The organism is Pseudomonas juntendi (assembly GCF_009932375.1).
Lineage (GTDB): Bacteria > Pseudomonadota > Gammaproteobacteria > Pseudomonadales > Pseudomonadaceae > Aquipseudomonas > Aquipseudomonas juntendi.
Genome location: NZ_BLJG01000044.1, coordinates 57087 through 79183 on the forward strand (window position 1 = coordinate 57087; position 22097 = coordinate 79183).

Genomic DNA, 22097 nt, shown 5'->3' on the forward strand with positions numbered 1-22097 from the left:
CGTCCTCGCTTACAGGATGCCGGTGGCTTCGGTGAGCAGCCAGATGCCGATCACGAGCAGGACAGCGCCGATGGCGACCGTGAGGCCGAACTGGCCCCAGGTCTTGCGGCCGGTGTGGATTTCCGCGTAGGTGCCGTAGGCGTGGTAGCACACGCCAATAAACATCGACGCCACCACCAAGAGGGCCACGAGCATGATGATGTCGTAGCCGTAGTTCCTGATCGTGTCCATGATGCCGCTGCCGGCGCCGCGGGTCGGGTTTTCCAATTGCGGCAGACCTTGCGCGAACGACAGCGCGGGCAGCGCAACGGTACCCAGCGCCACAGCGGCGCGTTGGGCAAAACGAGTAGAGAGGATGCGGTTTTGCATGGTCAAACCCTTCAGGTCAGGAGAGGAGGAAGAAGGTCAGCACGAGGTACATCGCGATGAAGCGGATGCAGACGCCGAGGAACTGGCGTTGGTTGAGGCGGTTCTCGGCCCACCCCACGTAGGCCGTTCGGATGGCCCAGACGCCCCAGACGAGCAGAACCGCGAACACGACGCCGACCAGGACGGTCGCCATCGCGGCCGGCGCGATGCCGCTGTTGGCTTGAAATGCCGAGACTTGGGCACCGTTCATGGTCTGCCCTGCGCAGTCGTCGGCAGCGATGGCGGGGCGGCCCGCTCGGTGCGGTACTCGCCAGTCAGTTCGAAAAGGTCGCGCGGCTGGGCGCGCGACGGTGTGAGATAGGCCTGGATGCCGGCGCGCACGCGCGCCAGGTCAGCCAGCAGTTGCGGGTAATCGAAGTGATAGCGCTCGCCCGGCTGGATGGGAACCTGTGCAGCGCCGCCCGCGACGGTGCGCTCCAGCGCATCGAGCTGGCGCAGCGCAGCGACCAGCTCCTGGCGCTGTGCCGGGGATTCGGCCAACGCCATCGAAGACTGCCCCAGCAGCAGGGCAGTCACGAGAAAAGTGGGCACGCCGCGATACGCGGCGCGCAGCCAGATCGGAGCCAACATCGCGCCATTCCTGTGTGATCAGCAATGGCTTGATCGTGGCGATCAGAGGCGTATCAGGCCGCAAACAATAAGAACCTGCGGATGACCGGATTGATGGCCTAGAGATACTTCTTGAAGCTCCCTGCAGTCAGGCTCACGGCCAGCCCCAGCAAGCCGGCGCTGGGCAGCAGGATCAGCAGCGGATGCACCGAGATCGGTAGCGCCAGGTACGTCACCCAAGGCAGCACGGCCAGCGGCATCAGACTGGCTTTCGCTCGGTGGTAGATGAAGCCGGATTCGCGGCCCGCGCCGAACCGGCGAACGTCACGCCTCACCAAGCCGTCGATCAAACCAACAAACGCTGCTGTGAAGATCAGCGGCAGCGTGAGCGCCAGGACCAGCAGGCGCACGAGGAAAGTAAGCGTCGTGAAGGCTGCGGCGATCAAGTAACTCTCCGTCCAGACATAGACCTGACTGATGAAGTAGCGGAAGTTCCGCGCTTGCCCCTGGCTGGGCGCACGGGCGCGCTCGGCGGTCTGGCTCATGCGCTCCAGCAGCCCCGATCGCACGAACACCCATTCGTAGCCAGTGTCCACCAACTCATGCGCCGTGCGCCCCGGCTCCTGCACGACTACGCTGCGCGTGAAGTGGTTGGACAGGTGCCCCAGCTCGTACTGCAACATTTGCTGAGAGTGCTGCCAGCCTTGATCCTTCCAGAACAGGTGCATGCCGATGCACTCCATCAGGATAGAGAACAGCAGCGAGCCGACCAGCACCCCGAGCAGCCGGAACGGCAAGGTAATGGTGCCGACGATCAGGCCCTGGCGACGGTTCTGCTCACGCTGCGCAGTCGAGGCGGCGTCGCTCATGGCGCGGCCTCTTCGCTGGCCGTGCCGCCCGTGTCGGTGATGGGTGTGGCGATGGCCGCCTCATCGAGCAGGTCGTTCGGCAAGGCCGCGTCCTGCAAGACCGGGGAGCTGGTGAACTCCCACCACTGCGTGGCCTCGCTGTAGCTCTGGCGCATGTGTCCGGCCAGTTGCTGCAAGTCCGCCGGCATCACTTCATCCGGGTCTGGCGCGGGCAACGGCATGCGAACCTTCCAAAGCTGGCCACCCTGCAGCAGCGCGAAGCACTGGCCTTTGGGCAGGCCGACGACGTGCGATGGCTCGATCATCGGCACGCTGGACATGCTGATGCGATCCTGGGTGTTTGACGTAAAGTCTGTCGCTCCACGAATGTCGGAGTTGTCGGTCGCGCCGCTGACGATGGTGGTCGTATAGACCTCGACCTTCGGCAATTGCCGGGTCAGCAATTCAGCGGTAGCCGTCTCGCGCACGCGCAGCATGAACAGGTTGTTGAAGTTGCCGATCACCTGACCGGCCTTCGCGCGGTTGCCGATGCGGGCCTCGATGTCCGAGAGGGTCTGCGTGTACGCGGTGACTTGCAGTCCAGCGCCGCCGCCCTTGTTGATCAGCGGGACGAACTCGTCGCCCATCAACTCGTTGAACTCATCGGCATGGACGTTGATCGGCACGCGCGTACCAGCCGATGCGCCCGGCAGGCCGTCGTCGATCCCGTGCTTGTAGATGTGGCCGGCGACCGAAACCAAGTCGGAGAACATGGAATTGCCGACCGCCGCAGCGACCTCGGCATCGGACAGCGCATCGAGGCCGACATAGACCACGGCGCGCTTTCGGATCACCTGCATCCAATCGAAGATCGGGCGTGGGTCGGCCAGGTCGGAGTAGTTCGGAGCCAGAAGCTGGGCGATCTTGCCGCTGGTGAGCTTCTCCAGCAGCGGCAGCAGCGATGCGACGATCTTGTCGAAGTAGGTCTTGTCGTAGCGCACTGCCGAGCGCAGGCCGTCGAGCACCGGGTCGTAGTTGCGCGCCTGCGAGAGGTACTGCTCCAGCGCCACCACGCGCTTTTCGCGCCCGATCATGTTGCGCGGGATGTTCTTCTCGTTGAGCTTGGCCTCAATCTGGACGATCACCTCCCATGCCTTGGGCTCGGTCTTGGCGAAGTAGTGCTGGGCATATTCGATGAACAGCGCGTCAATGTTGATCACATGGCGCTGGATCAGCATGTAGTCCGGGCGCTGCCCCAGTTCCACCAGGGCGCGGGCGATGATGTTGACGAAGCGCCACGCAAACTCGCGAAATGCCGCGCTGTTGCCTTCGCCGGAGAGCTGCCCTGCAACACGGGTGGCCACCTCGCTGATGCGCCCAAAGCGGCCCACGGCGTTGTAGCGCGCGGAAATGTCCGGCCAGCCCAAATGGAAGACATAGAACTCGCCATCGCGGCCCGCACGCTTGGCCTCGACGTACACCCGTTTCAAAAGATCGGCGTCGCCCTTGGGGTCGATGACGATGACGACCTCGTGCTCGCCGTCGGCGTTCTTGCGCCGGATGTCCTGGGTCACGAACAACTCGGCCAACCGCGTCTTGCCCACGCGCGTGGTGCCCAGCACCAGCGAATGCCCGACGCGCTCACCCAGCGGCAGGCTGACGTCCACCTCATCGGGTTCGATGCCGTGCAGGCGCGGCAGGCCGCCCACAGGCGGCAGCGGGCGCACCGGGTTGAAAGGCACATCCCAGCCCGTGAGCGCAGGCAGCCGGGACAGCGGGAACGGCGCGAACTCCAGCCGTTCCTCCAGCCTGCGCGCCAGCCGGTAAGCCGGCGTTGGTTCGACGTAGCGGCGAAATTCCGGTCGGTACGTCTGCATCAGCCTATGGGTGTGTTTCTGCTCCCACAGAAACCCCCGCCCGACGAACAGACGCTGCTGGCTGACCGGCACGTCCTTGCTGGTCATCACGTAGCGCGGCAAGCGGCGAATGTTACGCCGGTAGCGCAGGATGACGCGGGCATCGCGGTAGCGAATGGCACCGTAGGCGCAGAACGCCAGCGCACTGCCGACGCCCATTGCGGGGCTCAGCGCGAGCGACCACGGGGCCACCAGGGACAGAAACGCGGCGCCTGCACACGCCGCGACGGTATAGAACTCCACCGCTGGGCGCAGCAAAACCTCGACCGGCTGTTTCCCCGACATGGCTTCATTGCTCGATGCCGGTGGCTGTGATCAGCACCGGGTAATGCCGCAGACCCAGGCGCTCGGCCAGGTCGTCGCCGGCCACAGGCGCAAGGGGCATGCCGGGCACCAGGGTGCGCAGCCGTGCCAGGCCCTGCACGGTCTCGACGTTAACCACCAGACCCACCGCGCCGCGCTCGCGCAGCGATGTTGCCTGGCTGCGCAGCCAGGCGTGGGACGCCGCGTCGTCGCCGACGACCACGAAAGGCCGCAGGCCCGGTGCCTCGATCACCCGCCGCGCGACGGTGCCAGGCGTGAGCTTGGCACTGCGCACCGGCAACATCGCGGCCTCGTCCATGGGCGTGGCGGGCACCGGGAGCATCGGGATGGGCGGTCGGGCCGGGGCATCGGCGCGCGGCTGAAGGTTCAGAGCCTCGTAGTACGGCAGCGCCGACGTGCCGCCACGGTCTTCGACCACAATCAGCGGCTCTCCGGCACGCGAGGCCAGCGGCAGAGCCGCCAGCAGCACGAGCAGGCACTTCAGTGTGAGGTTGGCCAGAGGGAACTTCGTCATGGGGATGTCTCCAGGTGCGCGGCGAGGGCCGCAGCGATTGGGCGCGTGCCCTGCACACGGGCAAGGTGGCGCGACACGCTGCGCCGGTAACGGGCGGCAGGTTCTCCGCCCGCAGGACGGTGGTAGCGACCGATTGCCAGTAACCAGTCCTCGCCAGTGGTGTGCTGCTCCTTCAGGATTTCAGCGGCGATGGCGAGGTTGCTGTATGGGTCGAGCAGGTCGCACGGGCTGGCGTAGCGCTGCTGGTGGTAGCCGAGGTTGATCTGACCCAGGCCCGCGTCGATGCGCGTGTGCGACGTGGAGCGCATCGCCTGCTGCAAACCGGCGCAGGCGTCGGCACGGGTGGCGAAGCGGTGAGACTGACCGGCGACGTTGAGCGACCACGGCCACGGGACGATGCGTCCATTGCGTCGGATGCCGCTCTCTTGCAAGGCCACGGCGTAGAGCACCGACGAGGGGATGCCCGCGCGCTGTGCGGCAAGCTGGTAAGCCGGTGGCGGAAGCTCCTGGGCATGGGCGGCGCAGGCGCACAGGCCCGCCGCGATCACCAGTGCGCGCAAGCACTGCGAAACGGAGGTGGCCGCTACGGCTGGCGCTGCCATTGACCGTTCACCTCGCGCACGACCGCAGGAAGGTCTCCGGGCAAGCTCAGCGACAGCCACCGCCCGCCATCATGGTTGAGCGTGATGCCACCGCTGCGCACGCGCGCCGGATCGACGTTCGCGCGCTTGGCCCAGTCGCGGATACGTGTGTCGTCCTGGCGGCTGCCGACCATGTACAGGTCGAACTCGGTACCAGAGGATTGCAGGCGCTGCACGATTTGCCCGCAGGCCGCGCAGCCGTCCTTGATGAACACTGCCGTGCGGCCTGAACCGCGCAAGGGATTGGCGCTTGTGCCGGTGTCGGACTTGTCGTCAGGCAGGTTCACCCGCTGCATGCCGGGATTCAGGCGCTGCCAGGCCTCGTCGTAGGCACGCTGGTAGGCGAGCAGCTTCTCGACACGGCGTGCCTCGATCTGCACCTGCAGCTCTGCGTAGCGGAGCCGTTCCTCGTCGGTGCGCGCCTCGATGCCCAGGGCGGACAGCGGGTCCAGGTTGGGCGAGTAGATGCCCAGCGGCCCGTCCATCAGTTCGCGATAGCGCGCCCACTCTTGCGGTTGCAGGCCCCAGTTGCTTGCCACACGGTCGTTCAAGGCGCGAGTGACCAGCGGACGCTCCTGGCTCTGGGTATTGCCGGCGGGAGCCGTGTCCGGCTGCTGCGCCCAGGTGGGCAACTGGGCAGACGCGAGCAGAAGCGCGGAAAGGATGATAGCGGGCTTCATGTCGTGTCCTCAGCTCAAGGGATCGCCACGCGACGGGTCTGGTCGCCGGCCTGAAACACGGCGGAGTTGCCCTCGACCGCCTGAAAGCGCCATGGGCCGAGCGAATCGCCGGGCAGCAGCACCTCAAGCTGGTTGGGCGTGTAGTACCCGGCGCTCGGCGCAACGGACAGGCTGCGTTGACCAGCGCGAAGCTCGGCACCGACGATGCGAAATGGCAGTGGCGGCGGTTCTGGTTTGGCGGTGGGCCTGCTCGGTGAGCGCGGCTGAGCGGGTGCTGCGGCGCGCGCAACGGTCTGGCGCGTCTTGATTTGCTCGACCTCGGTGCGCAGCGCCTGAAGGTCTTCGGCAGCGGCATAGCCACTCAGCGTTTTCTCGACCTGAGCAGCGCGCGCTTCCAGGAGTTCGCGGGTGTCTTTGAGGTCAGCCGCCGTTGCGACGGCTGGACGCTGCTGGATGGCCCCAATGGCCTCGGCCAGGCTCGCCGCCTGCGCTTCGAGACGTTGCAGGCGGGAATCAAGCCGCTTCTGGTCGGCCTGCTCGTTCACCGCCTGGTAGCCGAGAGCGACGAAAACGCTAAGACTGATCAGCCAGAGCCACATCAGGCTTTGCAACACCACGGCGGTGATCGGGCGGCGGGGAGACTGCGCGGCATTCATGGCTGGCCCCCCGAAACCGAAGGCATCAGCGGAAACGTCTGCACCGCCTCGGCAGCAGACGGCTCGTGTGCGTGCTCGGCGGTCGCACTGCCTCCAGGCTGCTCAAAGCAAATCTGTCGTGCCCGTTCATCCGCATGCAGTTCCCAGGCCGGACCAGCCAGGGTGAGCAGCGCATCGCGCAAGGTCATGGGGCCAAGATGCAGGTGCGCCGCCGGCAGCGGGAGCGCATACAACTCGGTCACGGCGCGAGGCGTCTCGCAAAGCTGGTAGCCGCTGCGTTTGAGCACATGCCGCAGGCCATCGCCCACCGTGGTGCGGGTGTCCTCGGGCATGGACACGTCGATGGTCTGCAACAGCAAGTCACGCTGCGCCGCCGTGGGTGCCAGCTCGACCAGCGTGTAGCGGCCATAGCGCACGACGGGAATGAACTCGGGTGCCTCGGGTTCGAGAGCGGAGGAGACGCCTTCTATGGCGTCTGGCACCAGCGGCGCGGTGGTGGTCGCGCAGCCGCTGGCCAGCGCTGCGGCCAGGAGACCAGCGCCGACCAGACGTCGGGATACATAGGTTGCGGGCATGGCATCGGCTCTTCTGTTGCGATGCCGATACCTTGGCGGCACGGTGCCGTGCGGTCAGCCAGGAATGCGAACTGGGTGGTGCCCGGTTTCAGGGGCGACCCGGATGCCTACTGCGTATCGTCCAGGCGGTACAGACGCACCCGTTGTTGCGCACAACCAGTAGCTCATGGATCAATAGGCGGATTTGCAGTTAAGCCGCAATATGGGACGAAAAACGGTGTACTTCGCGAATCAATTGCAGGGTGGCTGCCGTAGCACGCCAAAGAAAAAACGCAGCCCCGCCCACGAAGAACGCGAGTGGGGCTGCAAGTTGTGAACAATAGAAAGCCGGCGGCGCTAGGCCGGCGATGGCGTGGAAATCAGGCGGTGACCAATTGCCGGGCCAGTGCGACCTCGACGGAATCACCGTCCTGATTCAGAACATCCAGCCCCGATTCGGGCACGTCGCCCGAGGTGGACTGCGAGACCATGATCTTCTTGGCCATCAGTTCCAGGCAGGTCATCTGCGAGGAACCGGCATAGCCGAGGTAGATCACGCGCACGGGCTGTTTCTGCCCGATGCGCCAGGAGCGGCGTGCTGCCTGTTGGAGCGAGTACACGTTGTAGCCACTTTGCATGAACACAATCGTCGGGAACTCCAACAAATCCAGTCCCGTCTTGACCAGCTCGGGATTGGTGACGAGCACGTCGATGCCACGGTCCAGTTGCTCGGCGATCCAGTCTTCTCGGCGGCTGGCATCCACGCTTGCGCGCAGTACCGCCACCTTGAAGCCCTCCTGCTCCAGCAGCCCCTTCAGGCGCGACGTGGTGTCGCGCGTGCCGGTATAGACCGTGTAGGCCAGAACCTTGCGGCCCTGTTCCTTCTCCGCTTTGCAGATATCGATCAGCTCACGCTCCTTGGGGCTGATCTCGAACTCATTGAACTGAGCCGGGACAAACGCCAAGGTGTTGCGCGTGCGCGGATGCACCACGGTCTCCGACCGGAAGCAGCAATCCGGCCAGGCCAGCAGCACGTTGAGCACCACCCCCAGCAAGGTCGTATCGCGTCGCGCCAGAGCCTGTTTCAGCTCTGCGGTCAGCCGACCCGCCAAATCGCGGTAGGCCGCAGCTTGCGCCACGTCCATCTGGACTTCACGAAACTCCTCGTCATACGGCGGCAGGACGTTGCCACCGATGTCCTTGAGCTTGAGAAAGATCGTGAACGGCAGGATGCAGCGCAAGACGCCTTTCGGGCCGAAGCCGGGAGCCTTGACCGTGCGCACCGATACCTTGGTGCCCTTGGCCGTCTTGTGCGCCGTGCCGGCGCTCTCGGAGTAGATGTCCTTGAGGACGCCGTGATCGCGCATGAACGCCATCGCAGCCGAGGTCATGCTGCCGCTCGTGGTCGGGCGGTAGCCGTCTTCGATCATCCGTCCTGGCAGTGCCCGGAACAGCAGGTAGAACAGATCATCGCCGTAGCCGCCCATTAGCGTGCCGGTCAGCAGCAAGGTCTTGCGAGCCTTCGCCGCCAGCACGCCCATGGCCTGGCCCTGGGCACTGCCACCGTTCTTGTACTCGTGCGCCTCGTCGGCGATGAGCAGGTCGAACGTGCCTTGCGGCAGGTAGCGTTTGATGAACTCGGACGGTTGGTAGCCGCCCTCGCCAAAGCCAAACTCCATGTTGGCCATCGCACGTTCCATGCGCGTGGCCTGACGGTCGGAAAACACCAGCTCGCCGTTGCCATCCATGAGGTTGATGAACTCATGGATGTTGTCACCCAGCATCGAGGCCAGGAAGCCGTCACCGAACTTCTGCATCAACTTCTGCGCGGTGACTTCCCCGATGGTCGGGATGCGCTTCAAGGCTTTGAGGACGACCGAGGACTGGTCGCTGCCGGACAGGCTGCGCGGGCGGATCAGCGTCCACAGGGGCGCGGCGCAGTGGCTGCACTTCCTGCGGGACTCCTCGGCTTCGAGCCCGATCGGGTTGACCGGCTCGCCGTCGAGGTCGGTGATGAGTGTGCCGCAGTCCGGGCAGGCCGCCACGTCGCCGTGGCGGGTGCGCCGCTGGTTGAAGACCGGCTTCCAGTGGAACCCCATCCGCATCCTGACGCGCCCCAGGATGAAAAACTCCTGGCCCGTGGGCTGCACCCCCAACTGCTCGCGCAGCTTGATGAGCTTGACCAGCGTGTCCGGGCCATTGAGCACCCAGACCTTGGCGCCGGCCACCGTCTCCTGGATCTCGCGCCGCCACTTGTAGACCAAGTGGGGAGGCGAAAGCACCAGGGTGCGGCGGTAGCCTTCGGCGTTGAGCACGGCGGCCGTGGCGATGCCGACGGTCGTCTTGCCGCAGCCCATTTCACCGTTGACGATCGCAGCGCGTTCGCCTTGATCGACCAGCAGCTCGGCGGCGGCATGGACAACTTCGACCTGGGCTGGGAACAGCTTGCGCTTGAGGCTGGCAACGACGAGTTGTCGCTGTGCCTGTGGTTGGCCGGTATAGACCGGTGGGTTGGCACGGTTGAGAGAATCGAGCAGTTCGTCGCCGAACTCGCCGACGAAATCCTGAAGGCTCAGGGTGAGAGGGTTGGATTCCGCTTCGAGCAGTTCGCCCTGTACGGACGCTGCATCGTTGGCGGTGGTGTCGAGATCGAGGGACATGGTGATGCTCCAAAGAAAGAATGAGGCATGCACCACCCCAGCGGGGCGATGACATGCCCCGTGATGGGAAGAGAGACGGCGAACCGTCGGTGGTTGGACAGTGCAGGCGCTCGTGGCCTGCGGTGACAACTCAGGGTCAGTACTCGGACGGCAGCACGATGCGGGTCGCGCTGCGATCTGCTTCGGTGAAGATGCGGATGCTCAGGTCACGGGTGACGACGTAAAACGAGTCGAGGCGTTCGCCAGACTCCAACGCAGCGTTGTTCTGCTGCCATTGGTAGTCCGCGACGTCGCCCCAGTCGCCACGCATGTGGCGTTCGAAAAACGGCATGGGATCGAGCCGGCCTTCGTTCATCAGGCGTTCGACGCCTTCGCTGAACTCCAGTGCACCGATCTCGAACAGCCGTTTGCGGCGGTGCTTGTCATGTTGGTTGGAGGTCATGTGGCTTCCTTCGGAGTGAAGGGGCTACAGCACCCTTGCGGGGTGTCGGTGGCCCCGCGTTGGAGAAGATCAGTACTCGCTGGGCAACAGCAACGTGGTGACGCTGCGATCCCATTCGGTGATGATCCAGAGCTTCAGGCCGGGTGTGACCTGGTAGGAAGAGAACAGGCGATCCTCACCGGACTTCAGCGCGGCATCGTTCTGCCGCCTGTCGCTGTCGTCGAGGTCGCCCCAATCGCCGCCGAGGTGGCGGCGCAGATAGGGCGTCGGGTTGAGCCGGCCCTGTTGGACCAGGTCATCGACGCCGAGGGTCATGACCACCTGGCCTGGCGAGAAGCGCAGGCTCGGTGTCTGGCTGATGGAAAGTGCTTGGGCTGCCATGGAAGGCTCCTTGAGATGGAGGGGCCACGGCACCCCATCGGGGCGACTGGACCCCGGTGGGTGGAAAAAATTGACGGCGAAACGTCGGCGGTGGAGAAACGATCAGCGGATGGTCAACACCTCGCCCCGTGTTGGGGAGTCAGGCGTCATGTCCCAGGCGCGGATCACGGGGACGAACTTGTCGGTGAAGATGCGGGTTTCGGCGATCGAGCCGTCTTCGCGCTCGGTGAATTCCCGCTGGAGCGTCTTGTCCTTGTGGGTGTCACCTTTGACGACGAGCACGCGCCCCGTCTTGGATTGCACGACGCCTGAAATCGCGCCTGCGGCCAGAGCCAGGGCGAGATGCCAGTGGGACAAGGCCCGCGCCGGTGGACGCAGCGTCTGCTGCGCGGCCCCCAACTGCGTATCCCGCGACGGCCAGAGGCCTTGCAGTCTGCCAACCTCATCGGCGAACTGCTCCGGCTCCATCGTCACGCGGAAGAAATGCCCCGGCTCCGCCGGGCTGGCGGGGACGATGTACGGCAGGAACGGCCATTGGCTCGGCAGCTCCTCGGCTTCGACTTCGCCAAGCCCAATCTGCAGCAACAGACTGCGCACGGCCTTGACGGCATCGGGTGTCTGCTCACGCTGACGCACCCGTCGCCCGAAGATCACCACCTGCTTGAACTGCGTTTCCACCGCTCGATAGATCCGCAGGTCGGTGTAGTGGCGTGTCAGCCAGCCGACCAGCTCGGCATCGAGCACGTAGCCGGGGACGATGAACACCAGCACGCCGCCGTACTGCAACATGGACAGCGTGCGCTGGTAGAACAGCTTTTCGAGGCGGGCTCGGCCCTGACCTTGATAACCAATGTTGCCGTTGACGTCCTTGGACAGGTCGCCATACGGCGGATTGAGCCAGAGCAGACCAAAGGACTGTTTGGAGATCATCGTGTCCATCAGGTCCGCATGCAGGCAGTGATCGACCAGGCTGCGGGCATGGCGCGCCCGCTCTGCGTCGAACTCGACGGCGAACGCCTTGGCCTGCTCGCGCCCCAGGGCATGAGCAGCTTCGGCGATTGCCACGCCTTCGCCGGCGCAGGGATCGAGGATGCACATTGGCCCATTGGATTCAGGCGCACTGGGCATCAGTGCATTGAGAGCTCTTTCGAGCGTGGGTTCGTCGGTCGGGAAGTACCCGTTTTTCACGAAATTGCGGGCAAGCCGCGGGAACATGAGAGCCATGGAAGTCTCCTGGTTGGCGGGGATGATTGGCGCAGGCACGCCTTGGCGTGCCTGCGCAGGTGGGTCAAGCCGCTACCGTTTCCGGCGTCCAAATCTTGGCCGGATAGGGATAGGCGGTGAGCACGTCACTGCGGATCAGCGAGCCGAGCGCCTGGGTCAGCGCCGGCACGTCGATGGCGAGCCGATGGCCCACCAAAGGCCCGAGGGCGAACGGCAGGCGGGTCAGCATCTCGCGGCTTTGCAGCAGTTCCAGCACGGTTTCGCGCCAGTGGTCGAGCAATGGCAGTGGGCAGGTGTCCTGCACCAACGTCCACAGGCGGTCAAGCCGGTGGTCGCTATCGAGGGGCAGCAATGCCAGTGCGCTGGCGTTGGCCTTGTCGGGCTTGACGCAGCGCCGATCGAACAGCCACACGTTGGACAGCGAACCGAACAGCGTTCGCCGGTAGGCGCGGGTCATGCGCTTTTCCAGGCGATCGACGTTGCCGACGAACACCGGGACGCTGCCGCCCTGGTCGGTGATGACGTGGAACTGCTCCAGGCCTTGCTCGTCACGCCCGAGGGTCAGGCGAGCGAGGAACTGCTGGACGGCGGTGTCCCGCGCCCAGATCGACAGGAAGATCAGATTGCCCTGGTCATCGCCGACGCAAGCGTCGGCCATCACGTCCGGGCATTCGTCGATGCGATACAGCGTGGTGGAAGAAGGGTTTGCGGGCATGGTGGTGTCCTCGGATGAACGGGAACAGCACCGCCCGCAGGGGGCAAGTGCTGCCCTTGGGGTGGAAGGAAAAACGCCCTGGTTCAGACCGTCAGCGTCGCATCTGGAGCGGTGGTCGCCTTGGATGTGCGCCGCCGTGCGTGGTAGGCGCGAACGCCTGCACGCCATTCGGCGGACTGCTCCGGTGCGAGGTCCAGATAGGACAGCGGGCACGAGTAGTAGTACGGGTGCATGGATTCGTCCAGCGGCTTGTAGCCCCACTGGCCGCCGCTGCGTTCCAGAAGATCGCAGCGGATGGTGCACAGGGATTGGCCCGGTGTGAGATCACGGTGTACGCCTTCGGCCTTGGCTGTGACTTGCGCAACGGACCAGAGGACGTTGCCATGCAGCGCGTGGGCGATGACCTTGACGCTGGCGCGCTCGGTCTCTTGCGGTGCGATCAGCTCCGCGATCAGTTCAGACCGCGATTGGGGTGAGAAATACCAGCCCATGAGAGGCCTCCTGGAAAAATTGAGCCAGAAGCCTCCCCGGTGGGGAAGACCCCCGGCGGGTGGATGAACACGGCAGATGCGGTGCCCAGTACTACGCAGGTTGCAGTTCGGCCTGGCGGCTCCACTCCTGCGTCTTGAAGTCCAGCGCGTAGCCCAGTTCGCCAAGGCGGGCGATCTGCGTGCGCAGGGTGCGGCGGTCGATGGTCGAATCCAGTTTCACGGACTCGCCCAGCGGCCAAAGCAAGCTGAACAGCGCGACGTCGCCATCTTCGGTACTGCCGGGAGCAGTTGCCGCAGCGGGCGTCGGCGCATCCACGCCGAAGGGCGTGGTATCGACCAGCGGGTCCGTGGATGCCTGCACGGGTGCGGGCTTGGCGGGCTTGGAGGTTTTGGTGGGCTTGGCCGGTGTTGCCGGCGTTACTGCAGGCTGTGCGCCCAACTCTTCATCAAGTGGATCGAGGTCCTGGGTGGCGAAGCTGCGTGCCTCGTCACGGCTCAGTTTGTCGATGTCGTAGAGCGTCATTCCGTCCAGGCTGGCACGGATCTCGAAGCGCATGCCGCCACCGACCGGGTAGGACTTCGGGAAGATGTACCTGATGATGAACTCCCCGTCGTACTTGCCTTCGGGGTATTGCTCCAGCTCCGGGTCCTTGACCTCGAACGTACCGAGGTGCGTGGCGAGGCGTCCGACCGTGAAGGGGCCGTTCTTGCCGCGGATGGTACGCAGCGTGAGCTGGCCGGGGACGACGATGGGCGAAACCGATCTCTCGGATGCCGATGTGGCTGCCATGATGGTTCTCCTTAGCGATTGGGAAAACGACAAGGCCCGCGAGGGCCTTGCCGATCAGAACGAAGCAGCCAATGCCGGCTCCTGCTCCTCGACTTCACCTTCGGGCTCGCGCTCGGCGGGCTCGGCAGGCTGATCGGCAGCGGTGTCGGCGTCCTCGGCTTCGGGCGCGGGAGCGTCCTGGGCCGGCGGCGTATCGGCTTGCGCGGGGCTCGTCGGATAGACCTTGGTGCCGTCGATCTTGATCAGGCCAATGTGGATCAGTGTCGATTCCAGGCTTGCGGCCGGTTCTCCGGCACGCTCACCCTTGGTGCGGATGTACGGATCGATCTTCATGTCGTTGAGACGGAAGGCGATCAGCACCTTGCAGTCCCCTTCGATGGCCTGCACGCACCGGCGAACCAGATGCTCGGCTTCAGGGGTGGTGACGATGGTGTCGAAGTACCGATACTCCGGTTCATCGACAGGCCCGGCCAGAGCGGCGACGGTGCAAGAGAGGAACGGGTCGCCATCTTTGGGCGTGACGTCCTTCGGACGGCTGAGGTAGCCGATGCCGCGGGTGACCAGCTCGTGCTGCCTGATCGAAGCCAGTTCGGCCCGGTCAAGCGGCTCGGCCTTGAGCAGTCGCGCCTTGAGGGACGCGGCGGCTTGGCCTTTCTGCTCACCCTTGTCGCGGATGTACGCATCGCCCCACAGGTCGCCGAGGCGAAAGCGCACCAGCGGGCGCTGCTTGGGATCGTCAACGCCGATGCAGCGCTCGACCAGCTTCTTGGCCTCGGCACCCGAGACCTTGACGTCGAAATAGCGATAGCTGGGGTCCTTTGCGGAACCGACCAACGCGGCGATGGTGCATGCCAGGAAAGGCTGCGCACGGCGGCCGCCCCGAACAGGCACTTCACGGACACGCTGGATGTAACCGATGCCCGAGGTGTGGAGGTCGAAATACGATTTCTCGTTGGACGTGGTGCTCATGGTGAATCTCCATAGGGATGAAGCGGAGACACACCGGCCCCACGCTGCGGGGAAAGGTGCGTAACCCCGCGATGGGTTGATAAGGCGAAAGCATCCACCACCAGAGACTGGTGGCCGCTCGCGGATGGATGCGGTGCGAGCTGGCTCGGTCACGCAGTGGGAACTGCGCCGCAACCTCGAAGACCGATGGTTGCCTGGCATGTCGCTGACAACGTCAGCAGGCATGGGCTCAGCATGGCCGGGCCTCGCGCGCGAGACAGCCATCAATCGGCATTCGGGCGATTCCCTTTGATGAAATCTCACACGGCAGAAAAAAGGCCCTCCTTCCGAATGGAGGGAGAGCCTGTGGGGGGCATGTCGCCTGGTTCTTTTCGTGGTGTCACGCAGGTACAGCGCGGCGCCGTCGGGACGTCTCCGCGCCGATCACGCTCACATCGATCAGACGCCAGCGCCCGTCGTCGATGAGCCGCTCCAGCACTTCGCCGAGCATGTCGAAATACACCTCGTCGTGCCGAACGACCAACTCGCCGTCGCGGCACAGCTCCACCGCATAGGTATCGCTGCCGCGCTGGTAGAGGATCGTCACCCGACCGTCGAACTTCGCGGTCGAAACCGTGAAACTGATCGCCGGAGGCGTTTCGATGATCTTGGCCGGCTTCGGATCGACCCAGGTGAAGTCGTGGGCGCCCGCATCGACCAGCATGTGGGTGATGCGCCGGAACCCGTCGGGCGCCGACATTTCCTCCAACTGCTCGATGAGCTGACCCAGTTCCATACACTGCGGCTCGGGAATGGGCAGCTTGGCCGGCGCGGAGCCGAGGATGTGTGTCTTGACGGTGTAGGGAGTGCCGTCGGACATCATCTCGGTGCGCTCTTCTGGCGTGTCCGCACGCAGACCGTCGAAACGACGACGGGCATAGGGTTGGACATGCACCTTGGTGCCCTCGCTGGGAATGCTGGTCACCAGGTTGGGATCGAGTACCGCGAACTCGCTGGGCTTGAGCTTGACGACGATGGCGTCCTCGCTGGCTGCGACCACCTTGCCGTCGAAGGGCTGGGGATCGATGACAAAGCCCAGTGTCGAGGACTGTGGCTGATCATCGAACACGCGGTACTTGAACGACCGCACGTTGCGGGGCACATGGCCTGCGACCAGCGAAGGCATCAGGGTCTTGATAAGAGAGCGATCCATGTGAATCTCCTTGAGGAAGAACAAGGGATTCCCCGCCCGCAAGGGAGAGGTCCCTTGTGGGTGAATGGGCGCGATGCGTCCGTAGGAAGAAACAACCAGCACGGTTTCCCGCGCTTGCAGCCTTGAAGGTCTTGACTGCCTGGGCATGTGTCGGCAACGCCGACGAACATGGGGCAAGGATGGCCCTTGAGTGAGCCGCCTGCGCTCAGGAAACCGCACCGCGCCGCACCCGCTTTCCTGCGTCGCGACAAGAAAAGGCCCCTCGAAAGGGGCTGGGTGGTCAGGCTTGGTACACGAAGTAGTGTTCGCGCTGGCGTGGAAAGAACACGTGCTTCCACGTGTCACCGCCGGTGTTACCACCGTCGAAGACAACCATTTCGTAGGCATCAATGTCGGTGTCTGCCAGATCGGCGCTGGCTAGATGGCGCATGTGCAGCATGCCGCTCAAGCGCTCGAATACCAGGATCTGGCCGATGGCGTCGTCCTGGCTCATGGCGTTGACGCAGGCTCCAAGCTGATGCTCGAAGTCGCGTGCGGGCGAGATGAGGTCGGGGAACATAAAGTGCTCCTATGAAATAGGACCAGCCTGGCTCCCAGAAAGGAGACGGGCTGGCATGGAGGGCAAAGAGGAAGGTGGGCGCGTGGTGTGTTTGCTAGGACTCGGCCAGCGGCAGGCCCAGCAACACGGGCGCGTCGGCGTCGAGGATGAGGATGCGCACATCGGCCTGGCCAGCCAGTTCCAGGATGTTCGCCAGGTCGTCGGGCATGCCCTTGCTGCGGTGCTCCTGCCGAAGCTGCTCGGCGCTGATGCCATCGGCGTACTCCAGGTTCTTGTCCGTCCAGGGCGTGGAGATCAGCTTGACGCCGATCGCCGGGCTGTACGGAACCCGAAAGGCGATGAACAAAAAGGCCTCCGGCGTGGCAAGGTCCGCCAGATTGGCGAGGTACTGGCCGGTTTCCGGGCTGATGTGTGCGCTGCTGATCTCCCAGCATCGGCTGTAGTAGCCGGTCTCGAAACTCAGGCGCCGCACAACTTCCCGCGCGGCCTCAACCGAATAGCTGTCACCAACGTGGATCAGGCGACCGTCGAAGTCCTCGCCATGAATGGCATAGACCACGGCACCGATCACGCCTTCGCCGTTAACACCTTCATCGGCATCGCATTCGGCCAGTACCTCGGCACTCACAGGTTCAGAGCCGTTCGTGACCACCGCGAAATCGCTGATGACGATGCAGGACGATGAAATCAGTTCCTGGTCGGACAGGTGTTGCTGGCTCGGGTGGATATTTCGCCAGACAGGCGGGCTTCCGTCCTCGTAGCTGATGGACAGCGTGCGGACGATTTTCAAATTCCAGTAGCCGCGAACAAAGGGATTGGGATTCTGAGACATGGGGACGCTCCAGATTGAATAATGGAGCCAATTCCCGCCACCGGGAATTGGACCCGGTGGGTTGAAAGGGGAAAATGCGTCAGGCAGAGGTGATCGTTGGCTTTGATTCAGCCGCCTTACGCTGGGCAACGGAAAGGAAATCGAGGGACATGACCGTGTAGGTGCATGTCCCTCGTGGGGAACGAAAAGACGGGGGTGTGCCAGAAACGGGCTCACCAGCCGCTGTAGTTCAGCATCAAGTCGGCAATGACCTGGCGGCGTTCCAGGTCGAGACCGTCGAAATCCGACAGCCCGTGGAAATGGCAGCGTTTGAGCATGGCACCGCCCTCGTGCGCGTTGTAGAAGCTGACCATGGCGGACAGAAACATGCGTTGCCCGCTGCTCAGGACACCGAGGGCATCGTTGAGCCGCAGCATGTTGGGACGCAGATCCCACTTGCTTTTGGCCTGGTTCAGGCCGTCACGGGTGCCGTCGCCGAACCATTCGGGGCCAGCGATCTCGGCACCACGCTTCCAGGCCTCGAAGAAGGCTTGGGGCGCGGCAGCGAAATGCTGCTCTTCCCGCATGATCTGATCGACGACTTCCTGCGGCAGCAGTTGATTCATGGCGTGATTCCTCCAGTTGGATCAGGGAATGGCGAGCTGGGACCAGCCGCCTCTTTCGAGGGCACGTTGAGCCGCCGCATGGCTGCGGAAGTACTCGTGCGATTCCCGCGAAACGGGACCTTCGGTATCGCGCGTGCCGATGTAGTGGCCGGCGGCGCTTTGCAGGACTTCGAGCGGCAGGAACTTGCCGCAATAGGTCAAGGCCAACTGGCTGAAAGAGGCTTTGTGGGACATGGGTAGGTTCCTTGGAAAAGCGAGGCCTTGTCCCTCACGGGATGGCAGCTCCCGCACGCGGTGGATAAAAAGCATCGGCGTCACGGGGACGCGCGTCCGCAGACTTGATGCGATACGGACTGGCGGGTTACGCGGGAAGAACCCGCGGCAGCCTGGAACCCATGGCTGCTGGCATGTGCTGACGAATCAGCGAACATGCGGGCAGCTTCATGCGGGGGCCGCGCTGCGTCAGTTGCAAAACGGCATTCGGCCCAGCCCGGATTGATCGGCGCAGAGACAGAAAACCCGCATCGAGTGCGGGTTGTCAGGGTGGTGTGCGGGTGCGTTGGCTCACTCGGGCGCGTCGCCCAGGACATGCTGCTTCCACAGGGCGAATGCCTCGTCCTGTCCCAGTTCGGCCAGGACCACAATGGGCTGCTCCTGCCGCGCACGCAGCGAAGCGAAATACGCCTTACGGTCGGCGATGGCCTTGAGGTTGATGCCATCGATAAACAGCAGCTTGCCGCCCTTGATGAACAGCACCTTGTTGCCAAGGTCGCGCTCGAATGCGGCTCGTACTTTCTCCGGTTGTTGCATGCGTCGGTTTCCTGTTGCTGTGGCCGGCCATTGGCTCGGAACGTTGATCGACGAGATAAAGGAGCCGAAGGCTCGCTGACCTTCGGCTCGGGAGGAAATAACCACCCGTGGGCTGTTGCAGGCCCGGTCGTCGCTAGAACCGTCTGCTCATCAGCAATCACACCCGGCCCATGTCGTGGCTGGGGCCGGCATCGTCTGGCGCACATCCGCGCACAAAGGGAGCCCGTTTTTGCGCCGGTGGGCGCCGGCACCGAATACCGCTGACCACAAAGGGTCTCCGGGTGGCTCGCGCTGCCTGGCAAGCCATCGGGGGACCCTTCGCAGTGGGCGGGAGAAACACAGACCAGCAGAACACGGGGGAGACGGTTCGCGGAAAAGATACCTTCAGGTCCCGCAGCCGGGGACGGCTGGACGGGACGCGCACACGGACAAGAAGGCGTTGCGCGCTGGGCGACCCGCAGGGGCGTGCGGGACACGGGCCACGCCTTTGAAACAGGGTGCGGCCCACGGGAAACGGAGTCGGTCAGGCGCCTTTGCGGCCGCTGCTACGCGAGCGCGAAGCGCCACGCTTGGGCGTACCGGATTCGACCGGCAGCGTGCCTTTGCAGTCTGGGTAGCGACTGCACGACCAGAATGGGCCGCTCTTGCCGGTGCGCTGGCGCGTCGCTGCGCCGCACTGCGGGCATGCTGGCCCATGGGAAAGCTTGATGGACAGGGACACGCAGCCGTACTGCGCGATCAACTGAGAAATCCAGGCGGCCTGCTTGCTGAGGAATACGTCCAGGGTGAGCTGTCCGGCCTCGATCATGTCGAGCGCCTGCTCCCACACCGCTGTGGTGCCGGGGTCTGCAATCGCTGCGGGCACGGCGTCGATCAGCGTGAACGCCGCATCCGATGCGCGAATGGAGCGGCCCTTCTTCACGATGTAGCCACGGGCGATCAGCACGCTGATGATGTTGGCCCGCGTCGCCTCGGTGCCGATGCCCGTTGTGTCTTTGAGCTTCTGTTTCAGACGCGGGTCGGTTACGAAACGCGCAACGCCCTTCATCGATTTGACCAGTTCGCCCTGGGTATAGGGCTTGGGCGGCATCGTCTTGAGCGCCTTGATCTCGACCTCGGCCACCTGGCACGCCAGGCCCTCACGCAGCGGGGGCAGCACCTGGCTGCGCGCTGCGGCGTCGCCGTCCTCATCCGCTTGCGGCTCGACCAGCACCAAACGCCAACCCTTGATGACCACCTGTTTACCGGTGGCCGCCAGCATCTGCTGCCCGCAGGAAAACTCAGCCACGGTACGGTCGAACTCGTGGTGCGGTAGGAACTGCGCCAGGTAATGCGCCCGGATCAGCCGGTACACCGCCAGTTCCTTCTCGCTCAGAGCAGAGAGGTTCGCGGGTTCGAGCGTCGGAATGATGCCATGGTGCGCCGTGACCTTGCCGTCGTTCCAGGCGCGCGAACGCTGGGAGCGGTCGAGCTGACCCATGATCGGGCGCAGCGACGGGTCGGTCTTGAGCAGGCTGTCCAGGACGGCGGGCACCTCGGCAAACATGCTTTCGGGCAGGTAGCCGGAGTCCGAGCGTGGGTAGGTCGTGGCCTTGTAGGTTTCGTACAGCGCCTGGGCGATCTCCAGCGTTTCCTGTACGTCCAGCCCGAGCTGCCTGGAACAGACCTCCTGAAGCGTCCCCAGATCGAACAGCAGCGGCGGGCCTTCGCGCACGCGCTCGGTCTCGATCGACACCACCTGGACGCTGCCCGCAGCGCGAATCTGCTGCGCCGCCTGCTGGGCGACCGGCTGTTGCAGGCAACGACCGGCGTCGTCGGTGCAGCCATCGGGCGCAACCCACAGCGCGGCGAAAGCCTGACCCTCTGCGGACAGAGACACGTCGATGCCCCAGAACGGCACCGACTTGAAAGCCGCGATTTCGCGGTCGCGGTCCACGACCAGCTTCAGGGTCGGGGTCTGGACACGTCCGACCGACAGCACGCCGTCGTAGCCTGCTTGCCGCCCGAGCACAGTGAAAAGTCTGCTGAGGTTCATGCCGACGAGCCAGTCTGCCCGCGAACGCGCCAGCGCCGAGTAATACATCGGCAGCGTATCGGACGACGGTCGCAGCTTGCCGAGCGCGGTGCGGATCGACGCATCGTTGAGTGCCGATAGCCACAAACGCTCGATGGGACCACGGTAGCCGCACAGGTCGATGATCTCGCGGGCAATCAGCTCGCCCTCGCGGTCGGCATCGGTGGCGATGACGAGATGGGTCGCCTTCGCCAGAAGCGCCTTGACGACCTTGAATTGCGTGGCGGTCTTGGGTTTGACCTCGACCCGCCACTGCTGGGGAATGATGGGCAACTGCTCCAGCGACCAGCGCTTGAGCGCCGCGTCATAGACCTCGGGTGCTGCCGCTTCTACGAGATGGCCGATGCACCAGGTAATCGTGACGCCGGAGCCGTTGAGGCAGCCTTCACCGCGCTGCGTCGCGCCGAGAATCCGGCCAATATCCTTGCCCTGGGAGGGCTTCTCGCACAAGAACAGGCGCATGTCCGTCCATCCGATTTCCGTGGTTCATTGAGTTGCTGGAATCGAGGATGCCGGGCACAGCCAGGGGCGGCAGCAAACAAGTCGCAAGCGGTGGCGACCACTTTCACAGGATGGAATGGCTGGGGCGGAGATAGCGTGCAGCCGGGGTGTGCGAGCCGGGAGCCGCGATTTTCGGGAGCGCGTGGAAGCCGGTGGACGTAGATGGAGCTATCCCCTGGGGATAGCTCACGGGTGCATGGAGCTGCGAACAGTGGCCGGCCCATGCCGGGTCACTTCCTACGCCGCGGCTCTTTTGGCACAGCCGGTTCCTGGGCGGCCTGGGGCTTTGCCTCCGCATCCTGCGGCTTCGGACTGAGGGTCACGGACTCGATGCGAAACGGCAGGATGCCGACGCTGCGCGCGTTGATCTGCCAGGTCTCGCGCGGCTGATCTTCGTTGTCCGTCCAGGGCTCGCGCTCCATGCGGCCAACAACCAGGACGCGCATGCCTTTCTGGTAGAGGTTTTTCCAGTGCGCGGTGTCGCGGTGCCAGATTTCCACGGGCGCCCAGAAGCCACCGCGATCCTCGAAGTCGCCGCCTTTGGTGGGGACGGGGTTGTCGAAATACACGTTCAGCCGCAGCAAGCGCCGCGGCTCGTCGTTGCCGTTGGGGAACTCCCGGTACTCGGGCGGGGAGCCAATGTTGCCTTCGCCCCAAAAATGCGTGCTCATGTTGCAATCTCCATGGTGGTTGAAATACCCGTGCTGCGTCGGTGCCGGGCGCTTGCTGGAATGATTGACG

General features: G+C 64.4%; 26 protein-coding genes. All 26 read right to left on the reverse strand.

Annotated features, from left to right (window positions below; genetic code table 11):
- Positions 1 to 9: 9 nt before the first annotated feature.
- A complete protein-coding gene (locus tag GYA94_RS06560) occupies positions 10 to 369 on the reverse strand; it encodes a TIGR03745 family integrating conjugative element membrane protein (protein WP_022579862.1) in 360 nt (119 codons plus the stop codon).
- Positions 370 to 385: 16 nt separating this feature from the next.
- A complete protein-coding gene (locus tag GYA94_RS06565; protein ID WP_008266807.1) occupies positions 386 to 619 on the reverse strand; it encodes a TIGR03758 family integrating conjugative element protein in 234 nt (77 codons plus the stop codon).
- A complete protein-coding gene (locus GYA94_RS06570) occupies positions 616 to 999 on the reverse strand; it encodes an integrative conjugative element protein, RAQPRD family (RefSeq protein ID WP_161891989.1) in 384 nt (127 codons plus the stop codon). The genes GYA94_RS06565 and GYA94_RS06570 overlap by 4 nt, the downstream gene beginning before the upstream one ends.
- Positions 1000 to 1097: 98 nt before the next feature.
- Complete coding sequence (locus tag GYA94_RS06575) at positions 1098 to 1847, reverse strand: TIGR03747 family integrating conjugative element membrane protein (protein WP_008267465.1); 750 nt, start codon at positions 1845 to 1847, stop codon at positions 1098 to 1100.
- The gene (traD, locus tag GYA94_RS06580) at positions 1844 to 4027 is read right to left on the reverse strand and encodes a type IV conjugative transfer system coupling protein TraD (protein ID WP_161891990.1); all 2184 of its coding nucleotides are present in this window, start codon (positions 4025 to 4027) and stop codon (positions 1844 to 1846) included. Before traD ends, GYA94_RS06575 begins: the two co-directional genes overlap by 4 nt.
- A 4-nt stretch (positions 4028 to 4031) precedes the next feature.
- Complete coding sequence (locus GYA94_RS06585; protein ID WP_008266518.1) at positions 4032 to 4580, reverse strand: integrating conjugative element protein; 549 nt, start codon at positions 4578 to 4580, stop codon at positions 4032 to 4034.
- The gene (locus GYA94_RS06590; RefSeq protein ID WP_014603601.1) at positions 4577 to 5182 is read right to left on the reverse strand and encodes a transglycosylase SLT domain-containing protein; all 606 of its coding nucleotides are present in this window, start codon (positions 5180 to 5182) and stop codon (positions 4577 to 4579) included. The genes GYA94_RS06585 and GYA94_RS06590 overlap by 4 nt, the downstream gene beginning before the upstream one ends.
- Complete coding sequence (locus GYA94_RS06595) at positions 5164 to 5901, reverse strand: TIGR03759 family integrating conjugative element protein (protein WP_014603602.1); 738 nt, start codon at positions 5899 to 5901, stop codon at positions 5164 to 5166. The genes GYA94_RS06590 and GYA94_RS06595 overlap by 19 nt, the downstream gene beginning before the upstream one ends.
- A 14-nt stretch (positions 5902 to 5915) precedes the next feature.
- Positions 5916 to 6557, reverse strand: coding sequence for a hypothetical protein (locus GYA94_RS06600; RefSeq protein WP_033940516.1), 642 nt, complete (start codon positions 6555 to 6557; stop codon positions 5916 to 5918).
- Complete coding sequence (pilL2, locus tag GYA94_RS06605; protein ID WP_014603604.1) at positions 6554 to 7132, reverse strand: PFGI-1 class ICE element type IV pilus protein PilL2; 579 nt, start codon at positions 7130 to 7132, stop codon at positions 6554 to 6556. Before pilL2 ends, GYA94_RS06600 begins: the two co-directional genes overlap by 4 nt.
- A 359-nt stretch (positions 7133 to 7491) precedes the next feature.
- Positions 7492 to 9771 (reverse strand): helicase-related protein, encoded by a 2280-nt coding sequence (locus tag GYA94_RS06610; protein ID WP_161891991.1) that lies wholly within the window; start codon positions 9769 to 9771, stop codon positions 7492 to 7494.
- Positions 9772 to 9907: 136 nt separating this feature from the next.
- Positions 9908 to 10213 carry a hypothetical protein gene (locus GYA94_RS06615; protein WP_008266046.1) on the reverse strand — a complete coding sequence of 102 codons (306 nt, stop codon included), beginning with the start codon at positions 10211 to 10213 and terminating at the stop codon, positions 9908 to 9910.
- Positions 10214 to 10282: 69 nt separating this feature from the next.
- Complete coding sequence (locus GYA94_RS06620; protein ID WP_428999018.1) at positions 10283 to 10528, reverse strand: plasmid related protein; 246 nt, start codon at positions 10526 to 10528, stop codon at positions 10283 to 10285.
- 168 nt (positions 10529 to 10696) lie between these two features.
- Positions 10697 to 11842, reverse strand: a complete 1146-nt coding sequence (locus GYA94_RS06625; protein ID WP_255326902.1) for a DUF6094 domain-containing protein — start codon at positions 11840 to 11842, stop codon at positions 10697 to 10699.
- Positions 11843 to 11882: 40 nt separating this feature from the next.
- On the reverse strand, positions 11883 to 12533 hold the full coding sequence (locus GYA94_RS06630; protein ID WP_126123095.1) for a hypothetical protein: 651 nt from the start codon (positions 12531 to 12533) through the stop codon (positions 11883 to 11885).
- Between the two features lie 83 nt (positions 12534 to 12616).
- A complete protein-coding gene (locus GYA94_RS06635) occupies positions 12617 to 13024 on the reverse strand; it encodes a hypothetical protein (RefSeq protein WP_008265771.1) in 408 nt (135 codons plus the stop codon).
- A gap of 91 nt (positions 13025 to 13115) precedes the next feature.
- A complete protein-coding gene (locus GYA94_RS06640) occupies positions 13116 to 13814 on the reverse strand; it encodes a DUF3275 family protein (protein WP_014603607.1) in 699 nt (232 codons plus the stop codon).
- A 54-nt stretch (positions 13815 to 13868) separates the two neighbouring features.
- Complete coding sequence (locus GYA94_RS06645; RefSeq protein WP_126123096.1) at positions 13869 to 14783, reverse strand: DUF3577 domain-containing protein; 915 nt, start codon at positions 14781 to 14783, stop codon at positions 13869 to 13871.
- A 379-nt stretch (positions 14784 to 15162) separates the two neighbouring features.
- On the reverse strand, positions 15163 to 15975 hold the full coding sequence (locus tag GYA94_RS06650) for a GTPase (protein ID WP_033940514.1): 813 nt from the start codon (positions 15973 to 15975) through the stop codon (positions 15163 to 15165).
- Between the two features lie 280 nt (positions 15976 to 16255).
- Positions 16256 to 16534: a hypothetical protein gene (locus GYA94_RS06655; protein WP_008267470.1), complete on the reverse strand. Its 279-nt coding sequence runs from the start codon at positions 16532 to 16534 to the stop codon at positions 16256 to 16258.
- Between the two features lie 94 nt (positions 16535 to 16628).
- Positions 16629 to 17366 (reverse strand): DUF5983 family protein, encoded by a 738-nt coding sequence (locus tag GYA94_RS06660; RefSeq protein WP_008264880.1) that lies wholly within the window; start codon positions 17364 to 17366, stop codon positions 16629 to 16631.
- Positions 17367 to 17578: 212 nt separating this feature from the next.
- Entirely contained in the window at positions 17579 to 17971 is a 393-nt protein-coding gene (locus GYA94_RS06665) for a hypothetical protein (protein WP_008267955.1), read from the reverse strand.
- A 21-nt stretch (positions 17972 to 17992) separates the two neighbouring features.
- Positions 17993 to 18205, reverse strand: a complete 213-nt coding sequence (locus GYA94_RS06670; protein WP_014603608.1) for a hypothetical protein — start codon at positions 18203 to 18205, stop codon at positions 17993 to 17995.
- Between the two features lie 330 nt (positions 18206 to 18535).
- Positions 18536 to 18781 (reverse strand): hypothetical protein, encoded by a 246-nt coding sequence (locus GYA94_RS06675; RefSeq protein ID WP_008265051.1) that lies wholly within the window; start codon positions 18779 to 18781, stop codon positions 18536 to 18538.
- 523 nt (positions 18782 to 19304) lie between these two features.
- Positions 19305 to 21317: a DNA topoisomerase III gene (locus tag GYA94_RS06680; protein ID WP_126123097.1), complete on the reverse strand. Its 2013-nt coding sequence runs from the start codon at positions 21315 to 21317 to the stop codon at positions 19305 to 19307.
- Between the two features lie 269 nt (positions 21318 to 21586).
- Positions 21587 to 22027, reverse strand: a complete 441-nt coding sequence (locus GYA94_RS06685; protein ID WP_008267200.1) for a single-stranded DNA-binding protein — start codon at positions 22025 to 22027, stop codon at positions 21587 to 21589.
- Between the last annotated feature and the right edge of the window lie 70 nt (positions 22028 to 22097).